Source organism: Blastopirellula sediminis (genome assembly GCF_020966755.1).
Lineage (GTDB): Bacteria > Planctomycetota > Planctomycetia > Pirellulales > Pirellulaceae > Blastopirellula > Blastopirellula sediminis.
This window is the reverse complement of sequence record NZ_JAJKFT010000010.1, coordinates 2278607-2302041: the sequence shown is the minus strand read 5'-3', so window position 1 is coordinate 2302041 and position 23435 is coordinate 2278607. Positions and strand designations below refer to the sequence as shown.

The following is a 23435-nucleotide window of genomic DNA, read 5'->3' as shown; positions in this document are numbered from 1 at the left end:
TCCAGCGGCCTTTTTCGTGCCGAAAACCAACCGGGAAAGTAGACTAAAAGATACCCCTTCGCCGCATCGCCCCCGTCGAACGTCCGAGAAACGTGCTCGCTCCGCTCCTCATCAGTTTGTCGCTGCTGGCCGCCGATCCAACGCTGGACCGCGCGTCGCTCGACGCACGCTTTCAAACCGAACTGACGCAGCTGGCCGACAAGTGCGACGAGCTGAAGATGACCCGCGAGGCGGCAGCGACCCGCGACTGGTTTCTGACGCGTCGACCGATCTACAACTACGCGGTAATGGTTCCTGAGAGCGATCCGCTCAAGCCAACCGGTCAGCCGACGCAGTTGGTCTCCTTTTGGTATGAGAAACTGACGTCCCTCCGTCGCGATTACGCCGAGCAACTCTTTGCGCTGGCCAAGCAAGAGTTGGCCGCTGATCGTGCCGACGTCGCTTATCGTCTGATTCATGACGTGCTCCGCGAGAATCCGGATCACGCCGAAGCGCGGCGCATCCTGGGCTATCGCCAGGTAAGCGGCGTCTGGCGCCGTCCTGGCGTCACAACCCGGGTGAAACAACTTCGACTCGACCATCCGAAATTCCCCTGGCCAGCGAAGACCTACTGGTTGATCGAATCGCCTCACTTTGAGATCAGCACCAACCATAGCGAGAAGGCGGGACTGGAACTGGCCGAAAAGCTGGAGCAGCTTTACTCGGCGTGGGAGCAGACCTTCTTCGACTACTGGAGCAACCAGCGTCAGTTGCAAAGCTACTTCGACGGCGCGTCGCCAACCCCGAGTCGCAAGAAGTTCCGCATCGCTTACTTCCGCTCGCAGCAAGAGTACGTCGACTACCTGACGCCGCTCGAACCGCAAGCGGCGATGACTCTCGGCATCTATCTCTTCAACAAGGAAGAAGCCTACTTCTTCGCCTCCGACGATGCGGCGGCGCAATCGACCTGGCTCCATGAAGCGACGCATCAGCTTTTTCATGAGTACCGCTCGGCGCCGGAAGATATTGGAACGGAGGCGAACTTCTGGGCGATTGAAGGCGCCGCGCTCTACATGGAGTCGGTCCGGATGTTCGACGGCTACTGCACGATCGGCGGCTTTGATGCGTCGCGGCTGCAGTTCGCCCGCAATCGCCGCCTGGTCGGCGAGTTTCACTTGCCGGTGCAAGAGTTGACCGGCATGTCGCGTGAGCAATTGCAAAAGCATACCGACATTCGCGCTTTGTACAGCGAAGCGGCCGGCTTGGCCCATTACCTGATGGATGGAGACGCGGCCGCACATCGCAGCAAGTTTATCGAATACCTGCGGACGATTTATCTCGGCCGCGATCACGCGCGGTCGCTCGAAGAAACGACCGGGCTGGCCCCCAATCAAATCGACGACAATTACGCGAAGTTCCTTGAGGTCGACGACGCGATGCTCGGCGAGCTTGATCCGCTGGGACCGACGGCTGATCTGGCGCTTGGCCGAACTGCCGTTACAGACAGTGGGCTAGAAGCGATCGGCAAGTTGCCCAACTTGGATTGGCTCGATCTGACCGGCACACGCGTGACCAGCAGCGGCGTGATGCATTTGCAAACTCCGAAGCTGCGCGATTTAGGACTCGGCGGCACGGCGACGACCGACGCCGCAATGCCGACGATCGCGAAGCTCTCCAATCTCGCGGAACTTGATCTGAGCGGTACGGCGATCACCGACGCTGGACTCAAGTCGCTCGCGAGTCTCGATCGATTACAGATCTTGCGACTTGCAGTTACTCGGGTCACCGACGCAGGCTTGGCGGAACTTGCCCGCTGTGCGCAGTTAAGCGCGCTTGATTTGCGCCGCACGCAGACGACCCCGGGTGGAGTTGCGAAAATCAAGCAGGCTCACCCCGACTTGCAGGTTACGACCGGCGACCAGTAGTCGTTAGAATGGCGGCGTTCTTGTTTTCTAGCACCCTGGTCTTTGCCGAAGGTATGTCGCTATGAGCGGAATGCGCCCCTGGATCTTGTCGGAAGTAAATTACGGCTACGTCAAAGAGCATCAATACGAAGTCGCCGTGTTGCCGCTTGGCGCCACCGAGCCGCATAACTTGCATCTTCCTTACGGCACCGACATGTACGAAGGAACGGTCATCGGCGAGCGCATTTGCGAAGCGGCTCACAAGCAAGGCGCCAAGGTCATCTTGCTGCCGACCATGCCATACGGCACCGAGACGAACATGAACCAGTTTCCGCTGGCGATGAACGTCAATCCTTCGACGCTCTTTCTGGTCGTGGCTGACCTGGTGAAGTCGTTGGTCGAAAGCGGCATTCGCAAAGTGGTGTTGCTCAACAGTCACGGCGGCAACGACTTCAAACCGCTCTTGCGCGAATTGTACGGCAAGACCGAAGCGCATCTCTTCCTCTGCAATTGGTTCCGCGTCCTCTCGTCCGAAGATTACTTTGAGATCTTCGAGCACATGGACGATCATGCCGGCGAAATGGAAACGTCGCTGATCATGGCCTGCCAAGGGCACTTGGTCGACAAGAAGGAAGATGGCACCCTCAATGCCGACGCCGGCAGTCAGCGCCCGATGCAGTTCGAGGCGCTCGAGAAAGGCTGGGTAGGAATTACGCGTCCCTGGCACTTGCTGACGACCAATAGCGGCTCTGGCTATCCGCATGCGTCGACGCCCGAAAAGGGAGAGCAACTGCTCGACAAGCTGACCGAGCGGCTGGGGAAGTTTCTCGCCGAACTATCGGCCGCCGAGATCGACGCGACCTTTCCGTTTGTGAAGGATTAACGACGCTCGCGTCCGTGCTAGCTATCGAATTCGCTGGCGTTCTCGAACGGCTGAGCTTCTCAAATTGAGACGCAAGCGTGAGACACGAGTCGGTCTCGTCGGTACGCTGCGCCATGGTTTGCGCAAAAGCGAAACGGTGAACTCTTGACCTTATTGGGACTTACGCGATTCGGTCCCGGTTGCGCGAGTTTCGGCACGCCGGATGCTTTACGTTCGTCAGCACCTTTTTTTCAGGAGGAAGAAATATGTCGCCGCAAAAGAGTGCCCCACGAGCCAGAGCAATCGCAATCGCAGCCAAGCAGGGAGACCTGGAGATGCAAAAGGCAAAAATTGCCTCGCTATTCGTACAGAGTCTTGTGCTGATTGGGGTAACCGCGATGTCAGCAGCGATGATCTTTTCAACGCTGCTGTAAACCAGAAGGTAAGACGCCGCTAATCATTGACGTACGTAGGGCAACGTACGTCGATTAGTGGATCTTATCGCCTGACGGCGGCTCGATGAGCGGCAGTCCTAGGCCTTTGACATTCGAAATCTGATACCAGTCAGTCTTTCCTGACCGAATGAGGGAACGCTTATGAATGAGACGATCCTCCGCCAGGGCCCGTAGTTCCGATTTCGTAAACGGACCGGTCTCTGGCGAGTGAGCGTCAAACTTAATGTAATACGTTCCCTTTTCAGGCGGCTTGTGCGGCGTCGGTTCCTGGGTCGGCGTGCTTGCGGCCGTACCCTTCGTAACGCGATTTAGCAGACCGCGAAGAGCTTCGGCGAACATCTTGTTTCTCTTCCGTTCCAAGGATGGATACAGTACTCCACCCCTGACTACGGAAGCGATCTTGTTCGGTTCTTTCAAACCGGCGAAGAATGCCAATTTTCTTCGTATATGAACCTCATGTAAGGATCATGTAAACGTCGTTTACATCGAACCGAGGTTCACCTTCAAACCGGGAATCGCCCCCGACAATTGCTTCGCCCCTTCCGGCGTCGCTTTCGTCTGCCACAGATACAAGTGACGCAAGCTTGGCAAGCCATAGAGGTGATTCACGCCGGCGTCGGTCACCTCGGTCCCGTACAGATTCAGATAGTTCAGCTTCTCGCAGGCAGCCAGGTAACGCAGTCCCGCATCGGTCACCTTGGTCTTCGCCAGGTTAAGCCGTTCGAGTTGCTTCAGGCCGGCCAGTTGTTCCAAGCCGGCGTCGGTCACTTCGGTTCCCATCAGGTTCACTTCGACCACATTGCCGATTTTGCGAATCGGGGCCAGCGCTTCGTCATGAATCGTCTTGTCCGAAAGATGATAGGTCACCACCTTGGCGTCGCTGCTCTGAGCGATCCGATTGACCGTGCCGCCAAACGCGGTGATCTGCTTGATCGCTTCCGCTTCGGCCTGTTCGTCGATCGGCGCCTGGGGATACTTGGCGGCGATTTCGTTGGCGGTCCGCGTCGCATCGAGCATCTTCGGAATCGCCGCGGCCAGCGCCGCTTTCGCCGCCGCAAGCTCCGCTTCCATCTCGGCCCGCAGTTCGCGTTTGATCTTGGCGATTTCTTCCGGCGATAGCGTGGCGACTTCTTCGGTTTTCGGCGCTTCTTCCGGCTTTTTCTCCGGCTCCGGCATCGGCGTCGCCGGCTTCGCATCCGGAGCGGCGCTCGGCAATTCGCCGGCGGCGATCAGTTCGCCAAAGGTCTTCGCCTTGTCATTGGCCTTTTTGCCAGAGACCGCCTCAAACGCGGCAAGCACTTCCGCTTCGGCCTTGTCTCGTTCCTTTTCAATCCGTTCTTTGTTGAACTGATCTTTCTTGAGCGTTTCGGCCAGCGCGACGCCGTACGGATTGCGTTCTTTCTTCGCCTGTCCGTCGACGTGGCAAACGTTGCACTTGGCGGCTGTCGCTGTGGCGGCGAACATCTTCGCCTTGTCGTCGGCGGCGTCCTTGTGAACGTATTGCTTTTCGAAAACTTCCCAGAAGAACGGAATCGCCGCGGCCTGACGGGCCGAGAACGAAAGCACGACACAAAAGCTGAAGGTAGCGGCTAGAGCTTTAAGCGTGGTCTGCGAACGCAACATAGGAAGCTCCCAAAAGGCGAGAAGGGAAAGAAGTGATTTCGGCGGGATCCCTCTATTTTGGCTGCGCCGCTTGCCACTTTCAACCAAGGGAACAGATCGCCGGCGCCAGCCCCAAACAGGCGGTTTTGCAAGTTTACCTCGCAAAACGCGCCTCCGCCGAAATCACCGCTTTTCGGGCGAAAATCGCCTGGGCTGGGCGACTTACAGTTTTTGGCTCGCTCCGCAGTGATAACAGTGGGTCGAACCTCCAAGCGCCTTTTTGCGGAGCAAATGAACGGGAATCGTGATCGACTCACCACATTGGTCGCAACGAACTCGTCGCGCCAGTTGCGTGCCGCAAGAGGGACAATAGTTTCCCGGCAGGACCGCTTCGCCGCAATTCAAGCAATGGGCCCCTTCCTCCAGCGCCTCCGACGAAGAAACGGAGGCCGGCGTCGCCGAATCGAACCTTTCCAGCAAAGCCGTAAGTCGCTCTTTACAGCGGATCGCTCGCTGCGAGAGTTCCTCGGTCTCCGCTTGATAGTACGGCAACGTTTCGAGCGTTCCCTCGGCCGTCTCCCGTTCCACTTGATCTCGTAACCGTTGATAGGTCTTCTCCATCTCGGCGACCCGTTCTTTGGCGAGTTGCAATTCGGCCTCGAATTCCACGTTCGCCGCGCCGGCGAGATGCGACGAGCGACGCACCGCGTCGACATGCAATTGATGAACGACGGAGAGATCTTTCGTCAGTTCGCCAGAGAACCGCCGCAAGAGCTGCGCCGCCTGCTCTTTGCGATCGGCAATCTTTTGGCGGCGATGCATTTCCTGTTTGAGCCGCCACGCGCCATACGTGACCGTCACGAACGCGACGATCAAAAACCCGGCCGCGATGAACAAGTAGTCCCGATACGGCCCTCCATAGACGCCGCTGATCACGATCCCCAGCGACAATAACGTCAGCGGGATCACGCGCGTCAAAGCGAAACGGAGATCGAGAATCCGCGTCACATGCAACATCAACAGCGGCAGCGACAAGACGGCGGCGATGATGATCGATTGCCACGTCTGCAGTTGCCCATGAAACTCGAGCGTCGTGAAGATCAAAAAGAAGAAGCAGAAGTTGCCGGCCAACAGCGTGAAGTGCCCCCACCGAAAATCATCGAGCCGCCCCGGCTGATCGAGTTCGCTGAGAAACCAGAAGCCTGCCCCGAAGAAGAGCACGGCCAAGCCGGTCAGACGAAGCAAGAGCAGCACCCGTGCGGTCGGAGTTTGGGCCGAAGGAATGTCGACCCGAATCGCCGGCATCGTCACCAGGTTCGCGATTTCCCATCGCAGCTCTTTCTCGGACGACTCGGTCGGCTGCAGCGCTTCGTCCGGAATCGACCAGGTTGCGACCTCCATCTGTAGCGTCAACTCTCCAGCGCCGATCTTCACCGCCGGCGGCAAGCGATAGACGAAGTCATCGCGTCCTGAAACTTGAAAGGTCCAATCGACGACGACCGGCCGATCATCAGCAAACGTATGGCGACACGCGATTCCGTCGCGGCCGTAAATCACTTGCTCCGGCTCTAACGTCTGACCATCGGCGTCTTTCAGATCCAACTGCACATGACTCGCTTCCACCGCGCCGGCCGGAAACGGAAGAAAGAGGGCGATCTGTCGCTCCTCTCCGATCGGCGCGGCGACTTCGAGCGTTCCTTCGCTATCGACGACGAACCGCGTATAGATCTCCCAGCCGATCCGATGGTAGCTGGAGGCTAACTTCATCCGCTGGTCGAGCCGTTCGATCGTCGGCAGCGGCGTTTGACTTTCCTCCGAGGGCCGTGCGATCGGAGCTTCGGCCAGCGGCGTCGCCATTGGAGAAGATCTTTGCTTCGCCTTCTGGGCCGAGTCTCTGGCCATTTGAATCGCCGGCAACAGCAAGCCGGTCAAGAGGCCGATGATCGCTACAACAACCAACAGCTCAACAAGCGTAAAGCCGATCCGCCGGATCGGCGCAGCGGGGCGCGACGACATAGGACGAGATCCGATTTTTCGAGAAAAGAGTGCAAGACGAGGTGATACTGCACAGGTTAAATCTTCTCGCCGAATCTCGCCAATAAATTGCGTCCCCCGCTACGCTTCTTTTTCGTCGCCGATCTCGCCGACCAACTCCTCCAGCACATCTTCCAGCGTCACCAGCCCGACGGTCTTCTTCGCTTGTTGAACGATCGCCAGATGAATTCGCTGGGCGCGAAACTCCTTCAGCAAATCGTCGCAATGCATCTCGGCGTTGATGACCAACGCGGGACGGACCAAACGTTCGATCGGCGCTTGATCCTGCCCTTCCGTCAGTTCGCCTAAGATGTCATGACTGATGACCATTCCAATGACGTCGTTGACCGAATTGCCGAAGACCGGATAGCGCGAGTGAGTATGCTCGAGAACTTGCTTGGCCGCTTCGCGAACCGTCGCCTCTTGCCGGACCGCAGCGACGTCTTTGAGCGGCGTCATGATGTCGGCGGCCGATTTGTCATTTAGCAGAAAGGCGCGATGGACCAGGCGGACTTCATCGCTATCAATATGCCCCGCCGTTCGGCCCAGGGCCGCCAGCGAGCGAATCTGCGCCTCGGTTCCGACGGGTCGCTCTCCTTGCTGCAACTGCCGCGACAACCAATCGAGCGGCAGCACAATCGGATACATGACGTAGATCAGCGCCAGGATCGGCGGCGCCGAGATCCGACTGATCAGCGGCGCGTAGTGCGTGCCGAGCGACTTCGGGATGATCTCGGAAAAGATGATGGTGCCGAACGTCAGGATCGCCGTGACGACGCCGATCACCGTCTCGCCGTACAACTCAATCGCCTTGTTGCCGGCCAGGATCGGTCCGAGGATATTGATCGTGTTGGTGACGATCACCACCACCACGACGGCTCGGGTGATCCGGTTTTTCACTCCCTGCAGCGCAACGGCGCCGGGGAGTTTCTTCATCACCATCTCCTCGACTTCGCTGCGCGAGACGCTCAAAACGGCGGCGTCGACCAGAGCGGCGACGCCGGAGAGAAAGATGAATCCGAGGATGTAGAGGAACAAAGTCAGCATAGCGGCCCCACTGGAGAATTCGTCGCGAGTAGGCGTCTCACGTTCCAATCGTAGCGAACCAGCGGCGACGTTCCGACCAAACCTGCCGCTTCTTTCCGCCGAGCGAGGTTCTCACTTACCGCAAAAATAGGGAGGACTTCCGCTTTTTTCGTGTGCAGACGGCGCCTCCCCAAAACGCGCAAATCCTCATAAACCGGGTCGCCTGGGAGCCGCAGTGCGCCTCTTTCTTCATTTCTCAGGTCTTAACTGCGGTTTTCTTGTCGATTTCTCCCCCATTTACCGCACGAACGTTGACGACGGCGAATTGCACGCATAGGATGCACACCAGATTTGATGGTGGCTGTACCGGTTGTGAGAGTGTTTTTTTAACCGGCAGTCGCAGCTTTATGTTTTGTGAGTGATTTTGATGCCAGAAGGTAAAATCAAGCGTTTGACCGACAAGGGTTTCGGTTTCATCGACACCGGGTCAAACAAGGACCTGTTCTTCCACATGTCGAGTCTGGAAGGCGTCCGCTACGACGATCTGCGCGAAGGCCAATTGGTCTCGTATGTTGAAGGCCAAGGCCCGAAGGGTCCGCGCGCTGAGCAGGTCCAACTGATCTAAGCCAAATGCAGAGCCGCCCTGCGAACATTGGTCGCGGGGCGAGCTCGCCATTTGGGCTTTTTTTCTTCTGTCGCACCGCTCGCGACTCCTTTTCCTGCGGAAAAGGGCAGATTTTCTCCCGGATAGAATCTCCGGTCGAGTTAGCCGCCGGTATCGTTCGGACGGTCAATCAATAGATTTGTCGCCAGGTGATCGGTCACCGTACCGTACATCTCGTCCTTATCCAAATGATCCTGAACCGTCTGGGCGTCGTCGACCAGGAATCCCAAGTGACAGATCGGTTCGCCGGGACTGACCGCCGGCAGCGTCGTCGTCCCAATTACAACGGCGTCGAATGGGGCGAAGATCTGGTTCAATTGCTTGCCGAGCAGGCCGGTATTCGTCGCTAGCAGTTGCCCCTCGCGAACGATCTCGCCGGGCGCCGCATGGAATTGCAGGAAACCGCCCCGGTCAGCTCGCACCCACTTCGTCTTTTCGATGATGAACTTGCGCGAAGCAGGGACATGCGTGCCGGAGAGCATCCCCAGCTTCACCAGCACGTTGCGAATTCCGCGCAATTCCCAACTGACGATCGACGGCTCAACTTTCGACACTTCGCCCGCTTCCAGGATGATCGTCGCACAGCCGGCGCCGCAGGCAGTCCGCCGAAATGCGCCTTCCGGACCTTTGCCGGTGACGATCAATTCGCTGCCGAACGCTTCGGCCAGCATCCGGGCGTCGGGATTGCTCCAGTCGACCCGCACGTTCGGAAAGTTGGTCCGGCGAATTGCAGCGGTATGCAGGTCAATTCCGTAATCGCAACGGGTGACGATCTCGTCGAAGATCCGCCGCGCCATCCGACTGGCCAGACTTCCGCTTGGCGAACCGGGAAAGCTGCGATTCAAGTCGCGGCGATCGGGGAGATAGCGGGTGTGATTATCGAAACCCAAGATGTTCAGGACCGGGGCCAGGACCAGCGCCCCTTTCTTCAGCCGTAAGCTGTCGTCCATGATCAACGAGCGAATCGCGCCGGTGCCGTTGATCTCGTCGCCGTGCAGGGCGGCGGTGATGAAGACGACTGGCCCATCTTCGACGGCGCGACGAACTTGCACCGGAATCAGCACGTCGAAGCCGCTATAGCTTTCGCCGATCGAGACCTGGACGTCCCGAACCTGGCCGGGCTCAATAATAACGCCGTTCCAATCGTCAATCGGACGCTTGGTCCGCGGTTCGGGAGTTTCGTCTTCGTTGGCCGTCATTGGCTCCTGTACTGACGTCGGCTCGGATGGGCGACGTCTTATCCTTTCCCTTTGTCTCGCTGTCGGCCAGGCTTGGCGTGCTGTTCGATGAACTCGATGATCTTGCCCGCCACGTCGACTTCGGTCGCTCCTTCGATCCCTTCCAGACCGGGGGAAGAGTTCACTTCCATCACGACCGGTCCATGGTTTGAGCGGAGAATGTCGACGCCTGCCACGTTCAGCCCCATCGTCTTGGCGGCTCGCTTGGCGGTGGTCCGCTCTTCCGGGGTGATCTTAATCTTTTCGGCATATCCGCCGCGATGGAGATTCGAGCGGAATTCGCCCGGCGCGGCTTGGCGCTTCATCGTGGCGATGACCCGGTTGCCGACGACGATGCAGCGGATGTCGCTGCCGCCGGCTTCCTTGATGAACTCTTGAACCAGGATGTTCGCGTCGAGACCGCGGAACGCTTCGATTACGGCTTGGGCCGCCTTCTTCGTTTCGGCCAGGATCACGCCGACCCCTTGGGTTCCTTCGACCAACTTGACGACAACCGGCGCGCCGCCGGCGATCGCGATCAGGCCATCGATGTCTTTGGTCGAGTGAGCGAAACCGGTGACCGGCAAACCGACCCCGTCACGTGCTAGCAGTTGGGTCGAACGGAGCTTGTCACGCGAGCGATTGATCGCCTGCGATTCGTTGACGGTGAAGACCCCCATCATCTCAAACTGGCGGACGACAGCGGTGCCGTAGAACGTATAGCTGGCGCCGATACGAGGAATAATCGCGTCCGGAGCCAGTTCTTCCCCCTGGTACAGCACGCGGGGGCGATGGGACGTGATGTCCATGTAGCAGCGCAGGTAGTCGACGACCCGCACAGTGTGGCCTCGCTCAATCGCCGCTTCGCGCAAGCGTCGGGTCGAATACAGGGAGGACTTCCGGGAGAGGATTACGATATTCATCGACAAAATCTGCTTAACGCGGGGTAAGGGTCTATTTGCATGATGCCGCCAGTGTAGGTCGGGAAATCGGCTATTTGGCCCGTCGGACTCAATATTCGACTAGAAATTTATCCCGCCCCGTGTAACGATCGGCCGTTCATCTTATCAATTGCCTATATCTTGCCAATGCGGCGTCACCGCCGGCGGCAGGGAACCCAAAAATCAGCCGTATGTTCCGAAAACGTCATCCTCAGGTCGGCGCCGCCCCCGGAACATTGGTCATTCCCGAGGACGCGCCGCCCCCGCGAATCCGCCAGATCCTCTATTCCGTCGACGGGATGCACGTCGACCGAAGGATCGACGATCTCGACGATCTGGAGGAAGCTCCCGGATCGGGGGTCTCGTGGGTCGACGTCCAAGGTTTTGGCGACGAACGGCTGCTGGTCGAACTGGCCGAAATCTATGGGCTCCACCCTCTGCTGCTGGAAGACGTGGTCAATGTTCCGCAGCGGTCCAAGGTGGAACTGCACGATGATAATCTCCTAATCGTGCTGCGAATGGTCAAAGTTGGCGACGATGCGGAAATTACGATCGAGCAGGTGGGGATCGTGCTGGGAGAGGACTACGTCCTGACCTTCCAGGAGAAATACGGCGACGTCTTTGATCCGATCCGCAAGCGGATTACCGCGGGACATCGCCGCTTCAAAGAGAAGCAGGCCGACTACCTGGCCTACGCGATCGCCGACTCAATCATCGACCATTATTACCCGGCCCTCGAAGTGCTCGGCGAACGACTGGAAGACCTGGAAGAGGAAGCGGTCGCCACTCCCACGACCACCGTTTTGCAAAAGATTCATCATATGAAGAATCGCTTGCTGAACCTGCGTCGCGCCCTTTGGCCGCAGCGCGAGGCGCTTCATTCGATGGTCTGGGAGCCGAACACGCTGGTCGGCGAAGAGGTGCGATTACACCTCCGTGATACCTACGACCACTGCGTGCAAACGACCGAAGTGATCGAAATGTACCGCGACATGATCAGCGGCATGCTCAATACCTATCTCTCGTCGATGGCCAACCGCACCAACGAGATCATGCGCGTGCTGACGATCGTTTCAACCATCTTCATCCCGATGTCGTTTCTGGCCGGCGTTTACGGCATGAACTTTAAGGACATGCCGGAACTTAAATGGCCGTGGGGATACCCCATGTTTTGGATGATCGTGACCTTCCTGGCGATCGGCATGCTCTTCTTTTTCGGCCACAAGGGATGGCTCCATCCGCAGGACCACAAGCAAGACGAACCGGAATAAGCCCCCGACGGGCAACCCGCGCAATCCCAATGGCCTCAATGGCCTATAATCGCGCATTAAAACTCGTTTAAAAATGGCAACTTCCTGATTGCGCCGATAGAATGGCGGGCTCCCCTACTCTTCCGCCCACTTCTGTTTTTCACGTCAGGAGCCCCATCATGCCTGGTCGTCCCGCGCATTCGTCCCGTCGTCGTTTTCTGAAGACTTCGGTCGCCGCTGCGGCAGTCGCCGCGACTCCACTGATCCTAAGTGCCGACGACAAGTCTGGCAGCAAAGCGAAACGCGTTGGCGCCGGCGAGCACACCTATGAGTGCCAACATTACTGGGGCGAACTCCCCAAAACCGTCCAGTGGGGCGCGACCCACGGCGTCACCATCGACCGCGAAGGCTTGATCTACATCAAACATCAGAACGGCGGCAGCCAGCCGATGGATGCGATCGTCGTCTTTGATCCCACTGGCAAAGCGGTCCGCTCGTTCGGCAAAGAGTATCACGGCGGCGGTCACGGCATCGACATTCGCGAAGAAGGAGGCGAGGAGTTTCTCTATCTGTCGGATGTGAAACATTGCCAGGTAATCAAGACCGACCTGAAGGGAGATGTCGTCTGGAAGAAGGACTTCCCCCAAGAGCCCGGCGTCTACAAAGATGGCGCCGGCTATCGCCCGACCAACGTCGCGTTCGCGCCGGACGGCGGCCTTTACATCGGCGACGGCTACGGCTCGCACTACATCCATCAATATGACAAAGACGCCAAGTGGGTTCGGACTTGGGGCGGCGCCGGCAGCGAACCTGGCAAGATGAAGACGCCGCACGGGATGTGGTTCGACGATCGTCCCGGCCGCACGCCGTCGTTGGCGGTGGCCGATCGGGCCAACGCGCGGCTGCAATATTTCACGCCGACCGGCGAACATCTCGGCTTTGTGAACGACCTCCTCTTCCCAGCCGATATCGACATCCAAGGGGAAGTGATGCTCGTGCCTGATCTGCACGCGCGGATCACGCTGCTCGACAAAGATAACAACGTGATCACGCATCTCGGCGACGACGCCGAGTGGCGAGCCGCAGTACTCGGCGACGGCATGAAGATGCGCCGAGAGCGCGATCGCTGGCTCGACGGCAAGTTCATCCACCCCCACGACGCTTGCTTCGACAAAGATGGCAACATCTATGTGACCGAATGGGTCGAAGGAGGACGCGTCACCTTCTTGAAGAAGTTGGCGTAGGTCCGTTCGCCGCGCATCGTAGCCCGAGGCGCGAGCCGAGGGAATGTGTTGTCCACTCAAAAAAAAACGCCCCGGTCAATCGACCGAGGCGCGGGTCCACCGTGGTTCTTTGGCGCGTCGGGCTTACGCTTGATTCAAGCCCGGCTTGCCGGCTTCGACGACGAAGCTGGCTCGCGTGTTGAGCGGAGCGCCCGGCTTGGTGACGAACGGCACCGTGCGGTAGTGAGTCGTCCAGGTCTTCGGCGAAATCTCACAAGCGACGTAGCCCCGTTCGTAGTTGTTGAACTTCACGAACGGGTTCTGGGCGAGCACCAGCGGCGTGTCGTCTCGCTGCTCGGAGCCATCGCCGCCTGAGGTGATCGACGTACCGACGAACTCGACGGCGACAGCCGGCGAATCGACGTCCTCGCAGTTAACCTGCAGGTCGTTCGCCCAGTTGCAGTGAATGTCGCCAGTGAGGACGACCGGGTTCTTGTCCGGATGTTGCTTGAAGAAGTTCAGCATCCGCAGTCGATTAACTTCGTAACCCGGCCACTGATCCATCGAGTAGGAGACCTTTTCGCTCGAATCGCGATCGACGCGTCCCATCATCACTTGCTGAGCGAGCACATTCCAGACGCTGTCGGAATTCTCGAACTGATGGGTCAGCCAATCTTCCTGCTTCGCGCCGAGAATCGTCGCTTCCGGATTGAAAACTTCGTCGCACGGCGGCTTGTTTCCGTCGCCGCACGGCTGATCGGTCCGATACTGTCGCGTATCCAGCACGTCGAAGTCGACCAGACGGCCGAACTTCACGCTGCGATACAGTTGCATGTCAGGTCCGGTCGGCAGTTGGGCCGAGCGAAGGGGCATGTTTTCGTAATACGCTTTGTAGGCGCGAGCGCGACGCTGCATGAACTTGTCGCCTTGGTTCCGTTTCGCTTCGGGATGCTCGGGAACGTCGCCGGCGCAGTTGTTATCAAATTCATGATCGTCCCAGGTCACCAACCACGGGCACATCGCATGTGCGGCCTGGAGATGCGGATCGGTCTTGTACTGCGCGTGACGCACGCGATAGTCGCCGAGGCTATCGATGTACGGTCCGGCATGCACGCGGAGCTTCCCTTCTTTCCCCTCTCGTTCGTAGATGTAGTCCCCCAGGTGCGCGACGACGTCGAACCCTTCCTGCACCATATGGTCGTAGGCGGTGTAGTAGCCGGACTCATAATGCTGACACGAGGCGAACGCGAACTTCAGTTGCGACAACATGTCGTTCGGGTTCGGCGCCGTGCGAGCACGTCCCTTCGGGCTGACTTCGCCGGCGGCGGCGAATTGGTAGAAGTACCAGCGATTCGGATCGAGCCCCGGCACTTCGACATGGACCGCGTGTCCCATGTCGGGCGTCGCGATCGCAGTCCCCTGAGCGGCGACCTTGGTCATCGCTTCGTCGTGACAGACGGTCCAGCGGACTTCCACGTTTTCGGTCGGCATCCCGCCGTCATGCTCCAGCGGCTTCGGCGCCAGACGAGTCCACACGACAAAACCGTCCGGGCTCGGATCGCCCGAAGCGACCCCCAGCGAAAACGGATAGTCGCCTAGCCCAACGTTCCGGCGAAACGCCGCCGAAGCGACTCCACCCAACGTCGGCCACGCGGCCAACATCGAGCCGCCAAGGGCCAAAACCTGACGACGATTCCAGGTACGGCCGGGGATATGAATACGTTGGGCGCACATTGGACGGAACTCCAAAAGCAGTGGCGGGATGGGAGTGCGGGAAGCAAGTGGCGGTTCAATCAACTTTGTTGACTGTTCGACACTATCGCGAGTCTACTTGACCCGACTGCGGCGGATCAAGTTAACGAAAGATGAAGGTGGGGGGCAGGAGCCGAAATACGGGAAATCGATCGCCCAAAACGGCCGAAATTGCGCAATTTCGAGCAGTTCCTGCGCAAGAAGTAAGATACGTCTTCCCCCGCTACTCGCAAAGTAATTCTTCAGAACGGCGCAAGAAGTTCTAAAAACTTCTCGCTACACGCCGCGATAGCTGGTCACGGCCGCGGTGATTGCGGCCAGTTCTTCGCCGCTCAGTTCGACGCTCCCCGCTCCGGCGTTATCGATCGCTTGCTGCGGAGTTCGAGCGCCGCAGAGGACGTGCGAACAACCGCGCTGCGCCAGCGTCCAGGCCATCGTCAACTGCGACAAGCTGATCTGGTGACGCGCAGCGATCGCCTGCATCGGCTCGAGCATGGCGAGCACCTGGCGAACGTTGTCCGGCTTGAATCGCTCTTTGAATAGCCGCTGATCTCCTTCAGCGTACTCGCGCTCCGGCGTAATCTTGCCGGTGAGCAGACCTTGCGCAAGCGGGCTGTAGGCGAGAAACGCAATGTTGTCGCTCGCGCACTTGGCCAGGTTCGTCGACTCCATGCCGCGATCGAGCATCGAGTATTTTTCCTGGTCCGAGTCGAGCTGGCCGTATTTGCGATACTCGTCCATCTGCTCCGGCGTCGCATTCGATACGCCGATCGCACGGATCTTTCCTTCTTTCTTCAGTTCTTCGAGCGCACCCATCCGCTCTTCTATCGGCGTCGCATCCAACTGCCAATGCGTTTGATAGAGATCGATCACGTCGGTTTGCAAACGCTTCAGGCTCCGCTCCACTTCCTGGCGAATCCCGTCGCGGCCGCTGTAGATGTAGACGTCGAAACTCTCCTCCGTCTTCTCGCCGCTCCAGTCGACGTTTTGCCGCGTGGTCGAAAACCGCTTCTTCGCTCGCTTCACTTGCTCGTCGCTCAGATCCCACCGCATCGAGCACTTGGTCGCCAGCACCACTTTGTCACGTCGATCGGCGATCGCTTTGCCAACCACTTCTTCACTGGCGCCAAACCCATAGACCGGCGCCGTATCAATCAAATTACCCCCGGCGTCGAGAAACGCATGAATCGCAGCGATCGACTCCTTCTCATCCGCGCCCCCCCAAGTCCAACCGCCGATGGCCCACGCTCCAAAAGCGACGACGGAGGCTTCAATTCCAGATTGTCCGAGAGGGCGGGTTTTCATGCGGGTTGCTCCGTGTGGTTGGAAGACATGGAATGTGGGCTGCCTAAAAGACTAGACATCCAGAGCCGAGAGGAAACCCCACATACAAGGCTGACTTGCAGCCAGATCAACAAAAAAACGCCCGATGCGGCGAGCATCGGGCGTTTTTCGTAAATCGTTACGCTAACAGCGTTTTTAGTGCCGGAGGTGGGAATCGAACCCACACTCCCTTGCGAGAACTGGATTTTGAATCCAGCGCGTCTGCCAATTCCGCCACTCCGGCAAGGCAAATTCAGGACCACGTTCGCCCGGGGGCGGTTCGCGGTCTGCTCTTTGGTAGGTTATAGGAGCAAGCTCCGTCCTACCTGGGAATTTCGCATTTTAAGTGGGAAGGGCTTGGGACGCAACTACCGACCCAAAAAGAGGTTTCGGCCGGAAAAAAGGGGCGATACCTTCGGCATAATCGGCCAGGTCACGCGGGCCAAGTCGTGGCCAAAGGAGCCGATCGACCTTAGAATCGAAGTTTTCCCCCTCGGCGGTCGCCAGGTTTGGTTGCCGCTGACGTCTCGGCTGAAAAGTGCGGAATGAATCCACTTCACCTATGCATCGCGTTGTGCCCGCTGGCCGCCTACATGTTTTTGCTGGGGGCGATCAACTTGTCGCGGCGTCCGTTTCTCACGACCGGCGGTCGCGATTCGTATGCGCTCGGCGTGGCGGTGGTCGGCCTGATGATCGCCGGGCCGATGAAGCTCTTCCTGCCCGATAACGCCGCGGCCCTGTTCGGGCCTTATATCTGGCTACTGATGCTATCGCTCTACTTCCTGGCGGTCACCTTTTGGGTGCTGATGGAAAAGCCGCGGTTGGTCGTCTTCAACTCGACGATCGATCAGCTGAAACCGGTCCTCCGTCGCGTGGCGAACGAACTCGATCCAGAAGCTCGCTGGTCCGGCGATGCGATTCTCTTCCCGACGCTCGGCATTCACCTGGTGCTGGAAGAATCGACGGCGATGCGAAACGTGCAGATCAACTCGGTCGGCAGCCGCCAAGACTTTCTGTCATGGCGACGACTGGAGTTGGCTCTAGGAGGCGCACTACGTCGCGAGACGACGACCCCCAACCCGTACGGCGGCATTCTGTTGACGATCGCCGTGTCGATCACCGTGGTGGTATTCTTGCAGCTGCTGCGACGGCCCGATCTGGCGGCGCTGGAATGGCGCGAGCTGATGATGTTTTAGCGGTTGCTCGAACAGGACAAAGACATGCTCATCCGGCGAAGACGCCGCAAGAGCATGGCACCAGGCCTGATGATGTTCTAATCAAGCCGGCGTGCCGAGCGCGTACAGATACTCGTACGTGTAGATCCCTGAATCATGTCCGTCGCTGAACTTGATCTGATAGGCGTAACGCCCGATTGGGTTCATGCCGGTGATGCGCAGCGGCGCCAGTTCTTCGGGACGCAGGATCGGCAGCACATTCGCTGGTTTCTCCGCTTCCAAACGGGCCTTCTCCATCGTCAGCGCATCAGGACTCTGATCGCGAAGCATCCGCACCGGATAGACCAGCTGGGCGCCATCGGACCACTCGATCCACAGTCGCCCGTCGTCTAAAAGCTTTAACTGCTGCGGAAATGCGGACATCGTCTACTTCAGCTCCCGCAACAGATCCAACACCCGCGTGACTTCGTCCGGCGTGTTGTAATGAACCATGCCGAGTCGCACGGCGCCTTCCGGCTCCAGCCCAAGCACTTCGGTCAGCGGCAACGCGTAGTAGTTGCCATGCCACGCGAAGACTCCCTGCTCGCCGAGATATTGCGCCAGTCGCTTCGGCGGCAGCGCCTGATGCCGAATCGAAAATGTCGGCAGACGCTCGCCGAGCCGCTTCGTATCGGTGATGCCGTATACCTTCACTTCGGGAATCGCCGCCAAACCGTTGAGCATCTGCGCGCTCAGCGTTTGCTCGTACGCGACGATCTTGGCGTAGCTCGCTTGCAGTTGATCGCGGCGGGTTCCGCTGCCGCCGGCGATTTGCGAGATGTACTCAATCGCAGCGACGACGCCGGCGATCCCTTCAAAGTTTTGCGTGCCGGTCATCCAGCGACCAGGCAGATTCTCCGGCGCCGGGCGTAACTTGTACGGCCGCAGCGTCTCCATCAGCATCCGCTTGCCGTACAAAATGCCGACGTGCGGACCAAAGAACTTGTAGGCCGAACAAGCGAGGAAATCGCAGCCCCAATCGGAGACGTCGATCGGCGCGTGGGGCGAGTAGTGCACCGCGTCCAAAAAGACGAGCGCCCCGACCTCATGCGCCAGTCGCGTGATCTCGGCCACCGGATTGATCGAGCCGACGGCGTTCGACGCACAGCCGACGGCGACCAGCTTCGTCTTGCTCGACAGCTTGCTCCGGAAGTCGTCCATGTCGAGCGTGCAGTCCTCGACGTTGACGCCGATCTCTTTGACGATCGCCCCAGCGTCTTGCGCCGCAAGGACCCACGGACTGAAGTTGGCGTCATGATCCAAGTGAGAGACGATCACTTCATCGCCGGGCTCCCACGTACGAGCCAAAGCCCGCGACAGGGCGAACGTCAAACTGGTCATGTTGGCGCCAAAGGCGATCAAGTCCGAATAGTTGGCGCCCAGCAGATCGGCGACGGCGGCATGCGCATCATCCATCAGCGCGTCGGTCTCGCGACTGGTCGCGAAGGCGCCATGCGTGTTCGCGTTGTGTCGCAGTAAGTAATCGCTGACCGCATCGGCGACGCTTTGCGGAACCTGGGTCCCGGCGGGACCATCAAAGTAGACAATTTCGCGGCCATGCATCAGGCGACGGAGAGCCGGAAATTGCTCGCGGCAGCGCGCGACGAATTCAGGAGGCATTTCGTTGATCCACAAAGCGGCGCCCCTTCCCCTCGAACCGAGGAAGCGAGCCGATCTCGACTGAAGTAACCTCGATCCGCAGACCGAGACGGATTTGCAACTCTTTCGCAACGCGTTCGGGCCGATTGAGACGATCTTCGATCTCGACCGACAGTTGATCCATCTGTCCTTGCTTGAAGGCGGTCATCCGGAACTCGACCACTTCGGGGAAGCCGCGCACGATCTGTTCGACCGACGACGGGAAGACGTTCACGCCGCGGATGATCAGCATGTCGTCCGCGCGTCCCAGCACGCCTCCTTCAAGCAACACGAAGTTGCACGGCCCGTTATGATTCCAACTGGGCCGAACCAGATCGCCGGTCCGGTAACGAATCACCGGGGCGCCGAAACGACCAAGCGTAGTGATGACCAGCTCCGACAGTTCTTGTTCCCCAGCCGCACGTCCCGTTTCGACCGAGATGAACTCCGGCAGGAAGAAGGCTTCGTTGACGTAGACGCCGCGCTGCTTGTCGTCCGAAAAGCCCCACGGGCCGATCTCCGTGGCGCCGGTATGATCAATCACCTTGGCGTTCCAGGCCGACTCAATCTTTTGCCGGACGCTGGGGATCGAACCGCCAGGCTCGCCGGCCAAAATAATTCGATGGACATTTGTGTCGGCGATATCCAGCTTTTGCTGATGAGCGACTTCGGCCAGATGCAGAGCGTACGTTGGCGTACAAAAGAGCGCCGTCGCGCGGTTCTGCCGAATCAGTTCCAAGCGAGCCGACGTACTGAGGCCGCCGCTCGGAATCGCCAAACAGCCGCGAGCCGCTACCGCGTCAAAGGCGCTCCAGAACCCCACGAACGGCCCGAAGCTGAAGGCCAAGAAGCAGCGATCCTCGGGACCAAGTTCGGCCGCGTCGAGCACGAATTGCCAGCCGTCGAGCCACCACTTCCAGTCGGTCGCCGTGTCGAGCACCACCATCGGACGCCCTCGCGTGCCGCTGGTACGGTGAAAGCGGACGTAATGCTCCAGCGGATAGGTCCGGTTGGCGGCCAGATCGCCGCTTTCGACCTTGCCCACCAGCTCGTCTTTGAACGTGAACGGCAAGCCGGCGATCTCGTCGAGCGACGTCAGCGGACGGTGAAGCGATCCCAGCTTCTCGGCGTAAAACGCGTTGTGAGGCAGGATTTCTTCGACCAGCGCGTTAAATTTCGCTAACTGGTGAGCGGCGAGTTGCGACGCATTGAGACGGCGAAGTTCGTCTCGCTGGGCAGAGGTATAGGTAGTCATGCCTGCATCATAGGAAGTGCGGCGACTCGCGGAAAGTCGACCCTTTTCCTCCTCGCCGACTGCCGCTGACCAGAAAAGGGGAACTAGGCTACAATAAGCCCTTTTCCTCCCGGCGCCCGCCATCACCCTCGAAACCAACGCGACGCATGAGTTCTGCACCTGCCGAGAAAATCGAAAACGCCAGCCGCGGCTCGTTGGCGGTCGTCTTTCTGACGGTCTTCATCGACTTGCTGGGGTTCGGGATCGTCCTGCCGCTGTTGCCAATTTATGCGGACCAGTTCGGCGTCGACGAACATGGAATCACGCTCGGCCTGTTGATGGCCAGCTTCTCGGCGATGCAATTTCTCTTTGCGCCTTTCTGGGGTCGCTTGTCCGATCGAATTGGACGTCGCCCGGTGATCATGATCGGGCTATTGGGAAGCGTGATCTTTTACGCGATCTTCGGCATTGCCACAGAAATCGAATGCGTCTGGCTGTTGTTCGTCGCCCGCATCGGCGCCGGCATCGCCGGGGCGACGATTTCGACCGCTCAGGCCTACATCGCCGATACGACCAGTCTCGAGAATCGCCCGAAAGGGATGGCGCTGATCGGGATGGCGTTTGGTCTTGGCTTTACCTTTGGTCCGCTCGTCGGCTTTTTGGCCGTTCCGACCGGCGAAGGCGATCCCGGTGGTTGGCCTGGTTACGTCGCTGCGATTTTGTCGGCCGGAGCTTTGGCGCTCGCCTGGTTCAAACTGCCGGAGTCGCTGCCGAAAGAGTCGGCCGCCAATCGAGAACATACGCATCGCGGGTTTTCCCTCGCTTCGCTTGGTTCGGCGCTGAAGACCAAATCGATCGGCGGGCTCTTGATCGCCTTCTTCGTCTGCGTCTTTTCGTTCGCCAATTTTGAAACGACGCTCGGGCTGATGATTTCGGGAAGCCACTTAGAAAACAGCAAGTTCCATTTTTCGTTTGGACAGGTCTGTTTGACGTTCGCGTTTATTGGTTTCACGCTCGCCATCGTGCAAGGAGGTATCGTACGCCGATTGGCAGGACGTATTTCGGAAGGCTCACTGGCGGCCGGCGGCGGCATCGCCCAGATCGTCGGATTTCTGATGATCGCGGGCGCCGCCCACTCTGGCTCGACCGGCTTGCTCTTTGGAGCGCTGGCGATCGTCGTGAGCGGCTTCGCCTTCGTCACGCCGTCGCTCAACTCGCTGCTGTCGCGGCGAACCGATCCAGAGAAACAAGGGGGCATCCTGGGCATGGCGCAAAGCGTCAACTCGATGGCCCGCATCGTCGGATCGGGCTTGGGGATTCCGCTTTTAAAGATCTCGCTGACGCTGCCCGCTTATGTCGCCGCCGGACTGATGGGCGTCGGCGTGCTGTTGGTGATCCTCGCCGCCCGCAGCGGCAAGGACTACGTCGCGGAAGCGGAAACCGAAGTGGCGTAACGCTGGACGGCGTAAAAGGGGTCAGGTCTCTTTTTCGCCATTAGACTTGGATCAGATCGCCAGAGCTGACTTGCGAAAAAGAGACCTGACCCCTTTTACGCAACCTAGTCGTCGAGCGCTTCCAGTCCTGCGTCGGCGCGAGCGGGGTTTTCCAGATAGGCGGTCAGCAAGATCTGCGCCGCCAGTTTGTCGATCATCGCCTTCTTCTTTTGCTTGGTGATTCCGAGGCCGGCCAGCATGTCTTTCGCGATGCTGGTCGTGAAGCGTTCGTCGTAGTAGATGACCGGGATACCGGTTAGCTCGCCGAGCCACTTGCCGAACTTGCGAGCTTCGCCTGACTTGCCGCTTTCGGCGCCGCTCATGTGGACCGGCACGCCGACGACGAATAGCACGATCCGCTCTTCGCGGGCCAGTTGTTCAAAGTATTGCCGATCGAGCTTCGGCGAACGGCGATTGTAGTTTTCCAGCGGGCTCGCCAAGATCCGCTGGGGATCGGTAATCGCGATGCCGATGCGCACCGTGCCGAAATCGATCCCGGCGATACGGCCGACTTCCGGAAGTTCAGGGGGACCGCCTGCGCTCATAGATGAGCGTCCCAGCCGTTCGCTTGCAGCTTCTTGACCACTTCGCGAATGTCTTCTTCTCGCTGTTTATCCGCGACCAGCGTCGCATCGCGCGTATGCACGACGATCACGCCGCTCATGCCGAGCGTCACAATTAAGTGATCGTCGTCCGCTTTGATGATGCAATCTTGGGTGTCGATTCCCAAATGGTTGGCCAGCACCGTGTTGCCGTTGGCGTCCGATTCGTTCAATCGCTCCAGGCTTTGCCAGTTGCCGACGTCATCCCACAAGAACGGCGCTTCGATCACGACGACGTCTTTATGATGCTCCATCACCGCGTAGTCGATCGACTTCCCCTGAATCGCAGCGAATTCGGTCGCCAACGTTTTGGCTTGCGTCGGAGTTCCCCACGCGGCGTTGATCGCTTCCAGGTGAGCGTACATCGCCGGCTCATAGCGGCGAAGCGCATCAAGGATCGTCTTCGCCTTCCAAATGAAGATGCCGCTGTTCCAATAGAAACGTCCCGACTCGAAGTACTCTCGGGCGACGTCCCCTTTCGGCTTTTCGCGGAACCGCGCAACCTGGTAGGTCGGCGGCGCCGCTGCGTGGTCGCTGATCGATTCGCCTCGTTCGATATAGCCGAAGGTCTCGGCCGCATACTTCGGCTGAATGCCGAAGGTGACGATTCGATCTTCCGCGGCGGCGACCAAACCTGCGCCATACCGAACCGCCGACTGAAACGCCGACTCAGGCGAGATCACATGGTCGGACGGCATCACCACCATGATCGCTTCAGGATCGTCGCGCGAAACGAGCATCGCCGCCAAACCGATGCATGGCGCGGTGTCGCGTTTGCACGGCTCACCCACGATTGCGGCGGCCGGCAATGCCGGAAACTGCACTTGGATCGGCTCGACCAGGCGCTCGTTTGTCACCACCAGAATGCGGTCGTTGTCGACCAGATCTCCCAGCCGCGCGGCGGTCGCCTGGATCATGGTGCCGTCGCCGGTCAAATCCAACAGCTGTTTCGGTCGGTCGGCGCGACTGGCAGGCCAAAAACGAGTTCCGGCTCCGCCGGCCATGATCACCGCGTGTAACAT

General features: G+C 59.1%; 19 protein-coding genes, 1 tRNA gene and 1 pseudogene. 7 read left to right on the top strand and 14 right to left on the bottom strand.

The window, feature by feature from the left end:
• Window positions 1-92 precede the first annotated feature (92 nt).
• Window positions 93-1904, top strand: coding sequence for a hypothetical protein (locus tag LOC68_RS28635; RefSeq protein ID WP_230222370.1), 1812 nt, complete (start codon window positions 93-95; stop codon window positions 1902-1904).
• 61 nt (window positions 1905-1965) lie between these two features.
• Window positions 1966-2766 carry a creatininase family protein gene (locus LOC68_RS20975; RefSeq protein ID WP_230222368.1) on the top strand — a complete coding sequence of 267 codons (801 nt, stop codon included), beginning with the start codon at window positions 1966-1968 and terminating at the stop codon, window positions 2764-2766.
• A gap of 467 nt (window positions 2767-3233) precedes the next feature.
• On the opposite strand, the gene LOC68_RS20970 is transcribed toward LOC68_RS20975, so the two are convergent.
• From LOC68_RS20970 to LOC68_RS20955, 4 genes and pseudogenes are all read right to left on the bottom strand, one after another.
• On the bottom strand, window positions 3234-3539 hold the full coding sequence (locus LOC68_RS20970) for a GYF domain-containing protein (RefSeq protein ID WP_230222366.1): 306 nt from the start codon (window positions 3537-3539) through the stop codon (window positions 3234-3236).
• A gap of 141 nt (window positions 3540-3680) precedes the next feature.
• Window positions 3681-4823: a leucine-rich repeat domain-containing protein gene (locus tag LOC68_RS20965; RefSeq protein ID WP_230222364.1), complete on the bottom strand. Its 1143-nt coding sequence runs from the start codon at window positions 4821-4823 to the stop codon at window positions 3681-3683.
• A gap of 1857 nt (window positions 4824-6680) precedes the next feature.
• A pseudogene (locus LOC68_RS20960) lies at window positions 6681-6818 on the bottom strand (type II secretion system protein); the annotation flags it as partial.
• Window positions 6819-6917: 99 nt separating this feature from the next.
• Window positions 6918-7883, bottom strand: coding sequence for a hemolysin family protein (locus LOC68_RS20955; RefSeq protein ID WP_230222362.1), 966 nt, complete (start codon window positions 7881-7883; stop codon window positions 6918-6920).
• Between the two features lie 406 nt (window positions 7884-8289).
• Here LOC68_RS20955 and LOC68_RS20950 point away from each other — a divergent pair, with 406 nt between their 5' ends.
• A complete protein-coding gene (locus LOC68_RS20950; protein WP_230222360.1) occupies window positions 8290-8487 on the top strand; it encodes a cold-shock protein in 198 nt (65 codons plus the stop codon).
• A gap of 140 nt (window positions 8488-8627) precedes the next feature.
• On the opposite strand, the gene LOC68_RS20945 is transcribed toward LOC68_RS20950, so the two are convergent.
• Window positions 8628-9725: a succinylglutamate desuccinylase/aspartoacylase family protein gene (locus LOC68_RS20945; protein WP_230222358.1), complete on the bottom strand. Its 1098-nt coding sequence runs from the start codon at window positions 9723-9725 to the stop codon at window positions 8628-8630.
• A gap of 38 nt (window positions 9726-9763) precedes the next feature.
• Window positions 9764-10666, bottom strand: coding sequence for a 30S ribosomal protein S6--L-glutamate ligase (gene rimK / locus LOC68_RS20940; protein WP_230222356.1), 903 nt, complete (start codon window positions 10664-10666; stop codon window positions 9764-9766).
• A 209-nt stretch (window positions 10667-10875) separates the two neighbouring features.
• On the opposite strand from rimK, the gene corA reads away from it, so the two are divergent.
• Window positions 10876-11955: a magnesium/cobalt transporter CorA gene (gene corA, locus LOC68_RS20935; RefSeq protein ID WP_230222354.1), complete on the top strand. Its 1080-nt coding sequence runs from the start codon at window positions 10876-10878 to the stop codon at window positions 11953-11955.
• Window positions 11956-12113: 158 nt separating this feature from the next.
• Window positions 12114-13178 carry a twin-arginine translocation signal domain-containing protein gene (locus tag LOC68_RS20930; protein WP_230222353.1) on the top strand — a complete coding sequence of 355 codons (1065 nt, stop codon included), beginning with the start codon at window positions 12114-12116 and terminating at the stop codon, window positions 13176-13178.
• Between the two features lie 123 nt (window positions 13179-13301).
• On the opposite strand, the gene LOC68_RS20925 is transcribed toward LOC68_RS20930, so the two are convergent.
• From LOC68_RS20925 to LOC68_RS20915, 3 genes are all read right to left on the bottom strand, one after another.
• Complete coding sequence (locus LOC68_RS20925) at window positions 13302-14891, bottom strand: alkaline phosphatase D family protein (RefSeq protein ID WP_230222351.1); 1590 nt, start codon at window positions 14889-14891, stop codon at window positions 13302-13304.
• Between the two features lie 294 nt (window positions 14892-15185).
• The gene (locus LOC68_RS20920; RefSeq protein ID WP_230222349.1) at window positions 15186-16214 is read right to left on the bottom strand and encodes an aldo/keto reductase; all 1029 of its coding nucleotides are present in this window, start codon (window positions 16212-16214) and stop codon (window positions 15186-15188) included.
• Between the two features lie 178 nt (window positions 16215-16392).
• Window positions 16393-16476: transfer RNA gene (locus LOC68_RS20915), tRNA-Leu, on the bottom strand.
• Window positions 16477-16777: 301 nt separating this feature from the next.
• Here LOC68_RS20915 and LOC68_RS20910 point away from each other — a divergent pair.
• Window positions 16778-17428 (top strand): hypothetical protein, encoded by a 651-nt coding sequence (locus tag LOC68_RS20910; RefSeq protein WP_230222347.1) that lies wholly within the window; start codon window positions 16778-16780, stop codon window positions 17426-17428.
• A gap of 81 nt (window positions 17429-17509) precedes the next feature.
• On the opposite strand, the gene LOC68_RS20905 is transcribed toward LOC68_RS20910, so the two are convergent.
• The 3 genes from LOC68_RS20905 to LOC68_RS20895 are packed head-to-tail and all read right to left on the bottom strand — an operon-like array spanning window position 17510 to window position 20339.
• Window positions 17510-17830 carry a DUF971 domain-containing protein gene (locus LOC68_RS20905; RefSeq protein WP_230222345.1) on the bottom strand — a complete coding sequence of 107 codons (321 nt, stop codon included), beginning with the start codon at window positions 17828-17830 and terminating at the stop codon, window positions 17510-17512.
• A gap of 3 nt (window positions 17831-17833) precedes the next feature.
• Entirely contained in the window at window positions 17834-19066 is a 1233-nt protein-coding gene (locus tag LOC68_RS20900; protein ID WP_230222343.1) for a cysteine desulfurase-like protein, read from the bottom strand.
• Complete coding sequence (locus tag LOC68_RS20895; RefSeq protein WP_230222342.1) at window positions 19056-20339, bottom strand: phenylacetate--CoA ligase family protein; 1284 nt, start codon at window positions 20337-20339, stop codon at window positions 19056-19058. Before LOC68_RS20895 ends, LOC68_RS20900 begins: the two co-directional genes overlap by 11 nt.
• A gap of 146 nt (window positions 20340-20485) precedes the next feature.
• Between LOC68_RS20895 and LOC68_RS20890 the strand changes: the two genes are divergently transcribed.
• Window positions 20486-21772, top strand: coding sequence for an MFS transporter (locus tag LOC68_RS20890; RefSeq protein ID WP_230222340.1), 1287 nt, complete (start codon window positions 20486-20488; stop codon window positions 21770-21772).
• Window positions 21773-21876: 104 nt separating this feature from the next.
• On the opposite strand, the gene ruvX is transcribed toward LOC68_RS20890, so the two are convergent.
• Window positions 21877-22356 carry a Holliday junction resolvase RuvX gene (gene ruvX / locus LOC68_RS20885; RefSeq protein ID WP_230222338.1) on the bottom strand — a complete coding sequence of 160 codons (480 nt, stop codon included), beginning with the start codon at window positions 22354-22356 and terminating at the stop codon, window positions 21877-21879.
• On the bottom strand, window positions 22353-23435 hold the full coding sequence (locus tag LOC68_RS20880) for a mannose-1-phosphate guanylyltransferase (RefSeq protein ID WP_230222336.1): 1083 nt from the start codon (window positions 23433-23435) through the stop codon (window positions 22353-22355). Before LOC68_RS20880 ends, ruvX begins: the two co-directional genes overlap by 4 nt.

What these genes read in the sequence shown, in the direction of transcription:
- LOC68_RS20975 (WP_230222368.1), top strand. Translation starts at nt 1,966, where the DNA reads ATGAGCGGAATGCGCCCCTGGATCTTGTCGGAAGTAAATTACGGCTAC.
- LOC68_RS20970 (WP_230222366.1), bottom strand. Translation starts at nt 3,539, where the DNA reads ATGTTCGCCGAAGCTCTTCGCGGTCTGCTAAATCGCGTTACGAAGGGT.
- LOC68_RS20965 (WP_230222364.1), bottom strand. Translation starts at nt 4,823, where the DNA reads ATGTTGCGTTCGCAGACCACGCTTAAAGCTCTAGCCGCTACCTTCAGC.
- LOC68_RS20955 (WP_230222362.1), bottom strand. Translation starts at nt 7,883, where the DNA reads ATGCTGACTTTGTTCCTCTACATCCTCGGATTCATCTTTCTCTCCGGC.
- LOC68_RS20950 (WP_230222360.1), top strand. Translation starts at nt 8,290, where the DNA reads ATGCCAGAAGGTAAAATCAAGCGTTTGACCGACAAGGGTTTCGGTTTC.
- LOC68_RS20945 (WP_230222358.1), bottom strand. Translation starts at nt 9,725, where the DNA reads ATGACGGCCAACGAAGACGAAACTCCCGAACCGCGGACCAAGCGTCCG.
- rimK (WP_230222356.1), bottom strand. Translation starts at nt 10,666, where the DNA reads ATGAATATCGTAATCCTCTCCCGGAAGTCCTCCCTGTATTCGACCCGA.
- corA (WP_230222354.1), top strand. Translation starts at nt 10,876, where the DNA reads ATGTTCCGAAAACGTCATCCTCAGGTCGGCGCCGCCCCCGGAACATTG.
- LOC68_RS20930 (WP_230222353.1), top strand. Translation starts at nt 12,114, where the DNA reads ATGCCTGGTCGTCCCGCGCATTCGTCCCGTCGTCGTTTTCTGAAGACT.
- LOC68_RS20925 (WP_230222351.1), bottom strand. Translation starts at nt 14,891, where the DNA reads ATGTGCGCCCAACGTATTCATATCCCCGGCCGTACCTGGAATCGTCGT.
- LOC68_RS20920 (WP_230222349.1), bottom strand. Translation starts at nt 16,214, where the DNA reads ATGAAAACCCGCCCTCTCGGACAATCTGGAATTGAAGCCTCCGTCGTC.
- LOC68_RS20910 (WP_230222347.1), top strand. Translation starts at nt 16,778, where the DNA reads ATGAATCCACTTCACCTATGCATCGCGTTGTGCCCGCTGGCCGCCTAC.
- LOC68_RS20905 (WP_230222345.1), bottom strand. Translation starts at nt 17,830, where the DNA reads ATGTCCGCATTTCCGCAGCAGTTAAAGCTTTTAGACGACGGGCGACTG.
- LOC68_RS20900 (WP_230222343.1), bottom strand. Translation starts at nt 19,066, where the DNA reads ATGCCTCCTGAATTCGTCGCGCGCTGCCGCGAGCAATTTCCGGCTCTC.
- LOC68_RS20895 (WP_230222342.1), bottom strand. Translation starts at nt 20,339, where the DNA reads ATGACTACCTATACCTCTGCCCAGCGAGACGAACTTCGCCGTCTCAAT.
- LOC68_RS20890 (WP_230222340.1), top strand. Translation starts at nt 20,486, where the DNA reads ATGAGTTCTGCACCTGCCGAGAAAATCGAAAACGCCAGCCGCGGCTCG.
- ruvX (WP_230222338.1), bottom strand. Translation starts at nt 22,356, where the DNA reads ATGAGCGCAGGCGGTCCCCCTGAACTTCCGGAAGTCGGCCGTATCGCC.
- LOC68_RS20880 (WP_230222336.1), bottom strand. Translation starts at nt 23,435, where the DNA reads ATGTTACACGCGGTGATCATGGCCGGCGGAGCCGGAACTCGTTTTTGG.